Origin of the sequence: Bradyrhizobium monzae (assembly GCF_021458635.1) — a bacterium.
In the GTDB taxonomy this organism is placed as follows: domain Bacteria; phylum Pseudomonadota; class Alphaproteobacteria; order Rhizobiales; family Xanthobacteraceae; genus Bradyrhizobium.
In genome coordinates this window covers 41191-53028 of the sequence record NZ_JAIRDQ010000005.1, presented here as the reverse complement: position 1 = coordinate 53028, position 11838 = coordinate 41191, and the positions used below count along the sequence as shown (strand labels likewise).

8 protein-coding genes are annotated in these 11838 nt (G+C 64.3%); 4 read left to right on the top strand and 4 right to left on the bottom strand.

The window, feature by feature from the left end; translation table 11 throughout:
• Positions 1-15: 15 nt before the first annotated feature.
• Positions 16-2865, bottom strand: coding sequence for a beta strand repeat-containing protein (locus K3F49_RS19505; protein WP_234682574.1), 2850 nt, complete (start codon positions 2863-2865; stop codon positions 16-18).
• A 365-nt stretch (positions 2866-3230) separates the two neighbouring features.
• Here K3F49_RS19505 and K3F49_RS19500 point away from each other — a divergent pair, with 365 nt between their 5' ends.
• A complete protein-coding gene (locus tag K3F49_RS19500) occupies positions 3231-4019 on the top strand; it encodes a class I SAM-dependent methyltransferase (protein WP_234682573.1) in 789 nt (262 codons plus the stop codon).
• Between the two features lie 82 nt (positions 4020-4101).
• Here K3F49_RS19500 and K3F49_RS19495 read toward each other — a convergent pair whose 3' ends face one another.
• The 3 genes from K3F49_RS19495 to K3F49_RS19485 form a co-directional block, all read right to left on the bottom strand.
• The gene (locus K3F49_RS19495; protein WP_234682572.1) at positions 4102-4602 is read right to left on the bottom strand and encodes a hypothetical protein; all 501 of its coding nucleotides are present in this window, start codon (positions 4600-4602) and stop codon (positions 4102-4104) included.
• Positions 4603-4768: 166 nt separating this feature from the next.
• Positions 4769-5221, bottom strand: a complete 453-nt coding sequence (locus K3F49_RS19490; protein ID WP_234682571.1) for a DNA polymerase III subunit chi — start codon at positions 5219-5221, stop codon at positions 4769-4771.
• On the bottom strand, positions 5218-6717 hold the full coding sequence (locus K3F49_RS19485; RefSeq protein ID WP_234682570.1) for a leucyl aminopeptidase: 1500 nt from the start codon (positions 6715-6717) through the stop codon (positions 5218-5220). The genes K3F49_RS19490 and K3F49_RS19485 overlap by 4 nt, the downstream gene beginning before the upstream one ends.
• Before the next feature lie 344 nt (positions 6718-7061).
• Here K3F49_RS19485 and lptF point away from each other — a divergent pair, with 344 nt between their 5' ends.
• From lptF to K3F49_RS19470, 3 genes are read left to right on the top strand one after another with little or no spacing between them, the layout of a single operon-like run.
• A complete protein-coding gene (gene lptF, locus K3F49_RS19480; RefSeq protein WP_234682569.1) occupies positions 7062-8231 on the top strand; it encodes an LPS export ABC transporter permease LptF in 1170 nt (389 codons plus the stop codon).
• Positions 8228-9325, top strand: coding sequence for an LPS export ABC transporter permease LptG (gene lptG / locus K3F49_RS19475; protein WP_234682568.1), 1098 nt, complete (start codon positions 8228-8230; stop codon positions 9323-9325). The genes lptF and lptG overlap by 4 nt, the downstream gene beginning before the upstream one ends.
• Positions 9325-11811, top strand: coding sequence for an LPS-assembly protein LptD (locus tag K3F49_RS19470; protein ID WP_234682567.1), 2487 nt, complete (start codon positions 9325-9327; stop codon positions 11809-11811). The genes lptG and K3F49_RS19470 overlap by 1 nt, the downstream gene beginning before the upstream one ends.
• The last annotated feature ends 27 nt before the right edge of the window (positions 11812-11838 follow it).

The following is an 11838-nucleotide window of genomic DNA, read 5'->3' as shown; positions in this document are numbered from 1 at the left end:
CTCCAGGCCGGAGCGTCAGGCGTGCTGCGGCGGAGCGAGCGTCTGGGTCTGCGCCGTGTGCGGGTCGGCCAGCGGCATCGCGCCATGGCCGTCGCCGGCCGGAACGAAGCTCGCCGCCATGGCCTGGTTGAGCAGCATCGCAGCCGCCATCGGTCCCCCGTCCTGGATGAGAACGTTGCTGCCGGTGCCGCCATCGAGGACGTCCTGGCCAGCACCGCCGATCAGCACGTCGTCACCCGCCCCGCCCGTCAGCGTGTCGTTGCCGGAACCTCCGATCAGGACGTCGTCGCCGTTGCCGCCGTTGGCAACGAGCTGGATGCCGCCGTGCAGGCCCGTGGCCGTGATGACATCGTCGCCATCGAGGCCATTGATGACGATCTTGTCGCCCGCGCCGGCATCGGTGATGTTGATGTCCTGGCCAAGGCCCGACACCGTGACGATGCCGTCGTGCTCGGTGACCGTGATGACGTCGGCGCCACTGGTTCCGTTGATGGTCACGGTATCGGCGGCGCCGTCATTGGCGCCGAGGTCGAGATTGACCTGGTTGACGCCGGTGCCGGAGAGATCGTTGACGGTGATGTTGTCGGCGCCGCCGAGGGCGTTGAAGTCGATATGCTCGACCCCATTCAAGTCCATCGCGATGGACGCAACGTCGCGGGTGAACAGCACCCGACCGCCATTGGCCGAGATGTTGACGCTCTCATTGATGTTGGCCCCGTTGAATAGCAGCGTATCGGTGCCCTTGCCGCCTTCGACGGTGTCGCTGCCATCGCCGGGGTTCCAGACGAACGTGTCATCGCCGGCGCCGAGATTGGCGACATCGTTGCCGCGGCCGCCATTCACGATGTCATTGCCGGCGCTGCCGGTGATGGTGTCGTTGCCATCGCCGCCGTTGATATTGAGGCTGACGAGCTGGCCGGCCTTGATTGCGGAGGCATCGATGACATCGTTGCCCAATCCGCCGTTGACGGCAAGCACGTCACCGGCGTCGGCGTGCGCGACCGTGACTTGCGCGGCAAGCCCGTTGACCACGATCGATCCGCCTGATGTGACGACCTTGATGGTGTCGTCACCGGCACTGCCATTCACCGTCACGCGGTCCGCCGCGCCGTCGCCGCTTTGGCTGCCGGGGGCGGCACTGAGGTCGATAGCCACCTGCGTGACATCAGTGCCGGTCAGATCGTTAACCGTGATGTTGTCGGCGCCGCCGGCGGCAGCGATCTGCACGTGCTCGACATCGTTGAGATCCATGACGATATTCCCGACGTCGCGGCTGAGCAGCGCACGGTTTCCGTTCGCCGAGATCGACATGTTCTCGGCCACATTGGAGCCGTTGAACACCAGCGTGTCCGTTCCCGTGCCGCCTTCGACGACGTCGCTGCCGTCACCGGGATTCCACGTGAAGATATCGTCGCCCGCGCCGAGAAACGCCACGTCATTACCGCGGCCGCCGGTGACCTTGTCGTTGCCGTCACCGCCGATCAGGGTGTCGGCGCCCTGACTGCCGGTGATGGTGTCATTCCCGGCGCCGCCGTCGATGGTCAGCCCGATCACCGCGGCGAGCGCGGATGCATCGATGACGTCGTTGCCGTCGAGTGCCTGGATCACCAGCCGGTCGTTGGCAGCCTCGGCATTGGCGATTGTCACGACTTCCGGCAGGCCTGTCACCGTGACCGTGGTGCCCGTGGCCGTGACCTCGATGTGCTGATTGCCGTTGGTGCCGTTGACGGTCACCGTATCGGCCGCGCCGTCGCCTTGTGTGCCGCCGGGCGTGGCTCCGAGATCGACCAGGACCTGCTTGACACCGGTGCCGGTGAGATCGCCGACGGTGATGTTGTCGGCGCCACCGCGCGCATCGAACTCGATCTGCTCGATGCTGTTGAGGTCCATCGTGATGTTGGCGACATCGCGGGTGAAGCGCACCCGGCCGCCATTGGCCGTGATGTTGATGTTCTCGGCGATGTTGGCGCCGTTGAACAGCAGCTTGTCGTTGCCCGATCCGCCCTCGACGGTGTCGCTGCCGTCGCCGGGATTCCAGATGAAGGTGTCGTCGCCACTCCCGAGCTGGGCCAAGTCGTTGCCGCGGCCGCCGTTGACGATGTCGTTGCCGGAACCCCCGATCAGGAGATCGTTGCCGTCGCCGCCGGTAATCGTGTCGTTGCCGGCGCCGCCGTCGAGCGTCAGCGAAATCAGGCTGCCGAGGCCGTTACCTGCCGTGATGACATCGTCGCCGCCGCCGGCATGCAGCACGAGATTCTCCGTCGTGCCGATATCGAGGGAAAATGGCGCAGCGCCCGTCCCGTCGAACCGCACGCGGGTGCCATTCGCCGTGATCGTGAACGTCTCCGAGGCGTTGCTGCCGTTGATCTGCACCGTGTCGTTGCCGTCGCCGCCTTCGACGACGTTGCTGCCGCCGCCGGGATTCCAGATCATGAGGTCGTTGCCGGCTTCGCCGAACAGCTGGTTGTCACCGCTGCCACCGTCGAGCGTGTCGTTGCCCGCGCCGCCGAACAGCAGATCGTTGCCGCCGCCGCCCTTGATCACATCGTCGCCGGCCTGACCGAACAGCAGATCAGCACCCGAGCCGCCCGTGATCCTGTCATTGCCGTCGCCGCCGAAAATATGCACCGCGGGCATCGCGCCGTGGCTTTCGTTGACGGTGATGGTGTCGTCACCGCTCTGACCGAAGACATCGATCTCGTTGGTGTTGGCGACAGTGGGATCGCCGCCGACGGTCTTCACTTGCCCGTTATTGATGAGAATGCGGCCAGACATGTCGCGGTCGATCACGAGGCCGTTATTGGCGCTATCGCCGAAAATCGTGAGCTGCCCCGTAACCGGGGAAAAAACAGAGGTAATGGACATCCAAATATTCCTTCGATCGATCTAGCCCCCCCTCGATGCGTAGCAGCCGCCGTCAAGACAATCTTGAAGGGTTGCTTGAGATGCGCGTGATTATTCTGGAGATTCCCTCCAGATTTGCGGCAGGCCGGTCTTGGGCATCTGCGGATATGATGGCTCGCAAGTTGGGAGCTGCGGCGGCGGATCACCTTCCGACGCGCCTGCCAAGCCGAACGAAATTGCGCGTGTGGTCTCGACGCATTTGGTATTAAGCTCGGCGACGGAGTGGGCGTCGGCAAATCGCCCACGGCCCCGCTGCAGAGTCGAGAGCGACGTGTATTTTCGGCCCAATGAATATCCGCACAACGAATATTTGAGGGAGATCTCGGATGTCGTCACCCGAACCGATCAAATTCACCGATGGCGCAGCTTACGAGCGCTTCATGGCACCCTGGAGCCGATCGGCCGGGACCTTGTTCCTTGACTGGCTGGCGCCACGACCCGGACTGGCCTGGGCGGATGTCGGTGCGGGCAACGGCGCGTTCACTGAACTCCTTGTTGCGAAATCCGCTCCCTCATCCGTTTGCGCGATTGATCCCTCCGATGCGCAAATTGCGACGGCGCGCCAAAAGTTCGCGGCAAAACCGGTCGAGCTTTCAATTGGCGATGCGATGGCACTTCCCTACGACCGCGACCGCTTCGACGTCGCGGTGATGGCGCTGGCGCTGTTCTTCGTCCCCGACGCGCGCAAAGGTGCTTCGGAAATGGTCCGTGTCACCAAGCCCGGCGGCATGGTCGCGTCCTACACTTGGGACATTGTGCGGGGCGGCACGCCGACGCAGCCGCTGTGGGAAGAGTTGGATGCCCTTGGTATCCCCGCAGCGCGCCCGCCGAGCGCGGACATTTCACGTTTCGAAGCGTTGAAGGCACTCTGGGCGGAGATTGGCCTGAGCAATATCGAAACCCGTGAGTTGGTTGTCGAGCGGACATTCGCTGACTTCGACGATTATTGGTTGTCGATGGTCGTGAGCAGCCCAAGCGGCGTGATGGGAAAGCTGTCGGAAGCCCAGGGCGCTGAGCTCAAACGCCGACTGCAGGCGCGACTGCCAGCAAGCGCGAGCGGTGCGATCACGGTCCATGCCAGTGCGACGGCGATCAAGGGGCGTAAGGCCGCGTGATGATCTGGACGGGTACAAGCGGCTGATCGCGTTGACCAGTCGCAACCGGCCTTCGAGAGCAGAAGCGGACAAGACGAACGCGTTACGTCGCCGCCTTCTTCTTCGCCTTCGGCTTCACCGGTTTCGGAGCGACCTGCGGCTCGGGCGAGCCCTCGATCGCGGAGAGGCGCCCCGATGTGAACGTGTAGATGCCCGCGCGCGGACCCGTGGTCCAGGTGACAACCGCGACGCGACGGCCGGCGGCATCGCTTGAGAGATTGACATTGGAGGGCGCGCCGATGCCGCGCACCACGTCGCATTCGGTGTGGCCGAGCGCGACCGTGCCGCCCATCGGCGCGGGCGCCGTGGTCGAGGCGTTTGCATCAGCAGGTCCAGGCGGCGGTGCCATGCCGGGGCAAGCGCCGTCGGCACTGACGAGATCTTCAGCGCCAACCGGCTTGTCGGGGGTCAGCGGCGGCGATTCGATCGAGATGTTCTTGATGAACAGGCGGCTCGGCTTGTTGAACCATTCGGCGTCTTTAGCAGACGCCAGCAGATCGGTCCCGCCCGAGCAGCCCGCGATCAGCGGCGCGACAGCGGCCAATGCAACTATGAGCGACTTTTGAAGCTTTTGATGTCGCACGATAAACTAGATTCCCCGCATGAAGGAGCAGACCTAAGCGATTGTCCCAACATCACTTTGCGGCACGAAGGTGGCCGAAACCAGTCTGCCCGAGAAAGACCAAATTATCATTAACCGGGTAAGGTGGCTAATTCCGCCGCTGCCACCGGCCCCGTTCGTCCGCCTGCCAATAGGTGACCTCAAATCCGCGCGTCTTGCAATCCGTCCAGGTGCTGCGGGCCGCCGCAAGCGCATCCGGATCGTCGCCGTTGAACAGCAACACCATGCGCTCATAGGCCTCCGCGTCCTGCGGCAATTCGGCGTTGTCGACCAGGAAGCGGACATTGGCGCCGTTCGGATTGTCCGCCTCGATCGCCAGCACGATCGGCTGCTCGGCCACATCGTTCACGCGCCATGTCGCGTGCGGCAGGAAGGAATCGTCGCGATAGGTCCATAGATGCGCGTCGAGCGCATCGGCGCGCTCCGGTGAGGTCGACTGCACCACGACGCGCCAGCCGCGCTCGAGCGATTTCTCGAGAAGCGGCGGCAAGACGTTCTCAACCGTCATGTTTTGCAGATGGTAGAAGAGCACTTCGGTCATTTGCGCTCGTAATGATCCGCCACCAGGCGATCGAGCAGCCGTACCCCGTAGCCGCTTCCCCAGCTCTGGTTGATGTCGGTCTTGGGCACGCCCATCGCGGTGCCGGCGATGTCGAGATGCGCCCAGGGCGTCCCGTCGACGAAGCGCTGCAGGAACTGCGCCGCGGTGATCGAGCCGCCGTGGCGGCCGCCGGTGTTCTTCATGTCGGCGAACTGGGAATCGATCAGCTTGTCGTATTCGGGGCCGAGCGGCAGGCGCCAGACCTTCTCGCCGCTCTCGATGCCGGCGGCGTGCAGGCGCTCGGCGAGTTCGTCATTGTTGGAGAACATGCCGGCATGATCGGTGCCGAGCGCGACCACGATCGCGCCGGTCAGCGTCGCCAGATCCACCATGAATTTCGGCTTGGTCTTCTTGGCCACGTACCAGAGCACGTCGGCCAGCACGAGGCGGCCTTCCGCGTCGGTGTTGATGATCTCGATGGTCTGGCCCGACATCGAGGTGACGATGTCACCCGGCCGCTGCGCATTGCCGTCGGGCATGTTCTCGACGAGGCCGATGGCGCCGACCACGTTGGCCTTCGCTTTACGCGCCGCGAGCGCGTGCATCAGGCCGACGACGCATGCAGCGCCGCCCATGTCGCCCTTCATGTCCTCCATGCTGCCGGCCGGCTTGATCGAGATGCCGCCGGTGTCGAAGCAGACGCCCTTGCCGACGAAGGCAACCGGCGCCTCGCCTTTCTTAGCCCCGTCCCAGCGCATGATCACGGTGCGGCTCGGCCGCGCCGAGCCCTGGCCGACGCCGAGCAGCGCGCCCATACCGAGCTTCTGCATCGCCTTGACGTCGAGCACCTCGATCTTGACGCCGAGCTTGCGCAGCAGGCCTGCGCGGCGCGCGAACTCCTCGGGGAAGAGCACGTTCGGCGGCTCGTTGACGAGATCGCGCGCGATGATGACGCCGTCGACGACGGCGCCGGCCGACACGAAGGCCCTCTTCGCTGCGGCCGCATCGCCGACCGCCAGCGAGACGTCGGCGCGCAAGGCGCCCTCCTCGCCGTCCTTCTTCTTGGTCTTGTAGCGGTCGAACTTGTAGGCGCGCAGCCGCAGGCCCGAGGCGATCGCAACCGCCTGCTCGCTGGTCATGGCGCCAGCCGTCAGTTCCGCCATGATGGTCATGGCAGCGGTCCCAGCCTTGAGCTTGCCGGCGGCCACGCCGCCGAATTTCAGGAAGTCGTTGCCCTTCAGGCTCGATGCCTTGCCGGTCCCGATCACGATCAGGCGCTCGGCCTTCAGACCCTCGGGCGCCAGGATGTCCAGGGCGGCGCCGGTTTTACCCTTGAACGAGGCGGCGGCCGCCGCCCGCTTCACGAGCTCGGCTGCCCCGCCCAGCGCCTTGGCCGTCGCCGGACCAACCTTCAGAGCGTCGTCACAGAACACGATCAGGATGCCACGGGCGGCACTGGCCAACGGGACGAAGCCGACCTTGATGGCATCGGACATGGGTAACTCCTCGAAAACATGGGATTTTTACCAATCAAGCGAGCCGGCCGAAAGCCGAACCTGAATGGCGATTCACTCGTCTGCCCGCACTATGGGCGAGAAGCGCGGTCGATGCCAAGCACCGCCCGTGGCAGGGACGCCACAACGAGGGAAATATTAACCATATGTTGAGGGTGCCATGGGTCAGCCATTTTGTTGACGGATCAAAGGGATGGTAGTGAGAAGGTGAGCCTCCGGAAGAGCTGCCTGGCCGACCTTGGGGATCCCCTGTCAGGGGATTGGTTGGATAGAAGGAATTCCGGTGCGCGCGTGTTGGGGCTTTGGTGGGATTCGTGCGGTAGCGCATGGGGTCAATCGACAGGTATATTTTCCGCACGACGCTGGCGTCGTTTGCGCTCGTCCTGGTCAGCCTTACCGGCGTGATCTGGATTACGCAGGCGTTGCGCGGCATCGACCTGATGACGAGCCAGGGTCAGACCATCATGACCTTCCTCGGCATCACCAGCCTCGTGATCCCGGCGCTGGTGCTGATCATCTCGCCGATCGCGCTGATGATCGCGATCTCGCACACGCTGAACAAGCTCGCGACCGATTCCGAGATCATCGTGATGAATGCCGCCGGCTTCTCGCCGTTCCGGCTGTTCTATCCGTTCTTCTACGCCACCTGCGTGGTGGCGCTGCTGGTGGCCTTCATCGCGGCCTACCTCGCCCCCGACGGCATGCGGCGGATCAAGCAGTGGGACGCCGAAATCACCGCCGACGTGCTCACCAACATCCTGCAGCCCGGCCGCTTCGCCCAGCTCGACAAGAATCTCACGATCCGGATTCGCGAGCGTCTGCCGGGCGGCATCCTCGCCGGCATCTTCATCGACGACCGTCGCGATCCGAACGAGCGCGTCTCGATCGTCGCTGAGCACGGCGAGGTCGTGAAGAACGAGAACGGATCGTTTCTGGTGCTCAAGGACGGCAACCTCCAGCGCTTCGAGGCCGGCAAGCGCGACCCTGCGCTGGTGGCGTTCGGCCGCTACGGCTTCGACATGTCGAAGTTCGGCAACCAGGGCCATGACGTCACCCTCGGCATTCGCGAGCGCTATCTGTGGGAGCTGTTCTCGCCGTCCGAGGACGATCCGGTCTACAAGCAGATTCCCGGGCAGTTCCGCTCGGCCCTGCACGACAACTTGCTCGCGCCTATCTATCCCTTCGCCTTTGCCGTCCTGACCTTCGCTTTCCTCGGCGCGCCGCGTACCACCCGCCAGAGCCGCAACTTCTCGATCGGCGGCTCGGTGCTCGCCGTGTTCGGCCTGCGCATGGCGGGATTTGCCTGCTCGGTGATGGCCGTGAAGTCGCCCGGTCCAGTGCTGTTCCAGTACGCGATGGTCTTGGGCGCGATCGGTGTCGGGCTGTGGATGATCATCGGCGGCATCGTGGTCGAGCCGCCGCCCGGCCTGACGGAAGCCATCAACAGATCGAACGCGCGGATCGCGCGGCTGTTCGGACGGCCGGCGACCGCATGAGCATGCTCACCAACACGCTCGGGCGCTATTTCGCCGGCCGCTTCGTGGTCGCCGCACTCGGCGTGTTCGCGAGCATTTTCCTGCTGCTGGTGCTGGTCGACTACATCGAGATGGTGCGCAAGACCTCGGGGCTGGCGTCGGCGTCCGCGATCATGGTGGCCGAGACCTCGTTGTTCCGGGTACCGCAACTGCTGGAGAAGCTGACGCCGTTCTGCATGCTGATCGGCGCCATGACCTGCTATCTCGCCCTCTCCCGCCGGCTCGAGCTCGTGGTGGCGCGCGCCGCCGGCATCTCGGCCTGGCAGTTCATCTCGCCCGCGCTCGGCAGCGCGCTCCTGATCGGCGTGATCGCCACCATCGCCTACAATCCGATGTCGGCTAACCTCCGCGAGCTTTCCAAGCGCATGGAGGCGGAGCTGTTCGGCTCGGCGCCTGGCGGCGGCATCCAGGACGCCTCGGGCTTCTGGCTCAACCAGGTGACCAGCGACGGCCAGACCATCATCAACGCGGCGCGCAGCGAGCAACAGGGCGTCCGGCTGACGGGACTCACGCTGTTCCGCTTTGACACAGAGCAGCACTTCAAGGAGCGGATCGAGGCGCGCGAGGCGACGCTCGAATCCGGCCATTGGCTGTTCAAGGGCGTACGCCGCTTCTCGCTCGATTCTCCGCCGGTCGATCAGGCCAGTCTCGAGATTCCGACGACGTTGACCGAAGCGCAGGTTCGCAACAGCTTTTCCACACCCGAGACTGTGTCCTTTTGGCAACTACCGAGCTACATCCGCTCGTCGGAGAGCTCGGGGTTCGCGACAGCCGGATATCGACTCCAGTATCACAAGCTGCTGGCACAGCCGTTTTTGCTCGCCGCCATGGTGATGCTCGCGGCGTCCGTGTCGCTGCGCTTCTTCCGGATGGGCGGCGTACAGAAGATGGTTTTGAGTGGCGTGGGCGCAGGCTTTCTGCTCTACGTTCTGTCGAAAGTGACTGAAGACTTGAGCAAGGCTGAGTTGATGCATCCGATCGCTGCGGCGTGGTTGCCCGTGGTGGTGGGCGGCCTCACCGGCTTTTTGGCCTTGCTGTATCAGGAGGACGGATAGTGACGGCCGTCCGCCGAGGACACGTATCTGGTTTCACGTTGCGCACCCCCGTGCGCGCGAACGGATATGGCTTGTCTGTCCGCACGCTCCTGCTTGCCCTGATCGCGACCGTATCACTCGCCGGCATGATCGATCTTGCCGCGGTGACGCCGGCTGCCGCCCAGAGCTACACCTACAATCCGCTGCCGCCGCGTCCGCGGCCGCCGAAGGCCGCCAATGACGGGCAGATGCTCGTGCAGGCGACCGAGGTCGATTACGACTACAACAATTCGCGCATTTCCGCGGTCGGCAACGTCCAGCTGTTCTACAACGGCACCAGCGTCGAGGCCGATCGGGTCATCTACGACCAGAAGACCAAGCGGCTCCATGCCGAAGGCAACATCCGCATGACGGATGCCGACGGCAAGATCACCTATGCCGAGATTCTGGATCTCTCCGACGACTACCGCGACGGTTTCGTCGATTCGCTGCGCGTGGACACCGCCGACCAGACCCGCATGGCCGCGACCCGTGCCGACCGATCGAGCGGCAACTACACGGTGTTCGAGAACGGCGTCTACACCGCCTGCGCGCCGTGTAAGGACGATCCGAAGAAGCCCCCGCTCTGGCAGGTCAAGGGCGCCCGCATCATCCACGACCAGCAGGAGAAGATGCTGTATTTCGAGACGGCGCAGCTCGAATTCTTCGGCGTGCCGCTCGCCTACATGCCCTATTTCTCGACGCCCGATCCGACCGTGAAGCGCAAGACCGGCTTCCTGATGCCGGGCTTCACCTCCTACACGGCGTTCGGCTACGGCGTCGAAGTCCCGTTCTACTGGGCGATCGCGCCCGACATGGATGCGACCTTCAGCCCGCGCATCACCTCCAAGCAGGGCGTGCTGTTCCAGGCCGAGTTCCGCCAGCGCCTGATGGACGGCGCCTACCAGGTCCGCGTCTACGGCATCGACCAGCTCAATCCCGGCAATTTCGCCGGCCAGCCGGGCGACCGCCAGTTCCGCGGCGGCATCGAGACCAAGGGCCAGTTCGCACTGAACGACAAATGGGTCTGGGGCTGGGACGGCGTCCTGCTCTCCGACTATTATTTCATGTCGGACTACCGCCTGTCGGCCTATCGCGATCCGCTCGGCTCGTTCCTGAACCTGCCGACGGATGCGCTGTCGCAACTCTATCTGACCGGCGTCGGCAATCGCAGCTTCTTCGACGCGCGCACGATGTACTGGACGAGCTTCTCGGGCAACCAGCAGCAGGTCCCGGTCGTCTATCCCGTGATCGACTACTCGAACGTGCTCAACTATCCGATCTTCGGCGGCGAGGTCTCCTACAAGACGAACTTCGTCAATCTGACGCGTAACGACGCGGTGTTCGACCCGATCACGACGACGGCCAACACCATCGGCCTGTGCACGACGACCTCGGCCGATCCGCTCGCGCGCACGCCGTCGCAGTGCCTGCTGCGTGGCTTCCCCGGCACCTACACCCGCCTGACGGCGGAGGCGCAGTGGCGCAAGTCCTTCACCGACCCGTTCGGCGAGATCTGGACGCCGTTCGCGATCCTGCGCGCCGACGCGATCAATTCCGACGTCTCCAACCAGCCGGGCGTGTCGAACTACCTGCCCGTCGGCGACACCCAAGCGTTCCGCCTGATGCCGACCGTCGGCCTCGAATATCGCTATCCCTTCATCAACGTTCAGCCCTGGGGCTCGACCACCATCGAGCCGATCGCGCAGATCATCATCCGCCCGAACGAGACCTATGCCGGCAAGCTCCCGAACGAAGATGCGCAGAGCATGGTGTTCGACACCTCCAACCTGTTCAGCGTCGACAAGTTCTCCGGTTACGACCGCGTCGAAGGCGGCGGCCGCGCCAATGTCGGCGTGCAGGCGACCACGCAGTTCGACAAGGGCGGCGCCGTCAAGGTGCTGTTCGGCCAGTCCTACCAGCTGTTCGGCATGAACTCCTACGCGGTGCAGGACTCCATCAATACCGGTCTAAATTCCGGCCTCGACAAGCCGCGCTCGGATTACGTGGCGAGCGCCGCCTACTCGCCGAACAGCACCTATACGTTCAGCGTCCGCTCCCGCATGGACGAGCAGACCTGGAACATCCAGCGCTTCGAGGCGGAAGGCCGCGCCAACTTCAATCGCTGGTCGGTCAGCGTGATGTACGGCAATTACGCGGCGCAGCCGGAACTCGGCTATTTGACCCGCCGCGAGGGCATCCTGACGACCGGCTCGATCAAGGTCGCGACCAATTGGGTGGTGACGGGCTCGGCGCGCTGGGACCTCGAGGCCAACAAGATCAACCAATATGTGCTCGGCGCCGGCTATGTCGACGATTGCTTCGTGCTGGCGGCGAACTATGTAACTTCGTATAGCTATGCTGCGGGCACCACGCCGCCCGTGCTCAGCCACGCGTTCATGTTCCAGATCGGCCTGCGCACGCTGGCGACCTCGACCGGGGCCAGCGGTTCCGCCGGCTACCAGTGAACCCGTCAAAAATGCCGGCCACCTGCT

Coding starts and splice junctions, on each gene's coding strand:
- K3F49_RS19485 (WP_234682570.1), bottom strand. CDS start 6,717: ATGTCCGATGCCATCAAGGTCGGCTTCGTCCCGTTGGCCAGTGCCGCC.
- K3F49_RS19505 (WP_234682574.1), bottom strand. CDS start 2,865: ATGTCCATTACCTCTGTTTTTTCCCCGGTTACGGGGCAGCTCACGATT.
- lptG (WP_234682568.1), top strand. CDS start 8,228: ATGAGCATGCTCACCAACACGCTCGGGCGCTATTTCGCCGGCCGCTTC.
- K3F49_RS19500 (WP_234682573.1), top strand. CDS start 3,231: ATGTCGTCACCCGAACCGATCAAATTCACCGATGGCGCAGCTTACGAG.
- K3F49_RS19490 (WP_234682571.1), bottom strand. CDS start 5,221: ATGACCGAAGTGCTCTTCTACCATCTGCAAAACATGACGGTTGAGAAC.
- lptF (WP_234682569.1), top strand. CDS start 7,062: ATGGGGTCAATCGACAGGTATATTTTCCGCACGACGCTGGCGTCGTTT.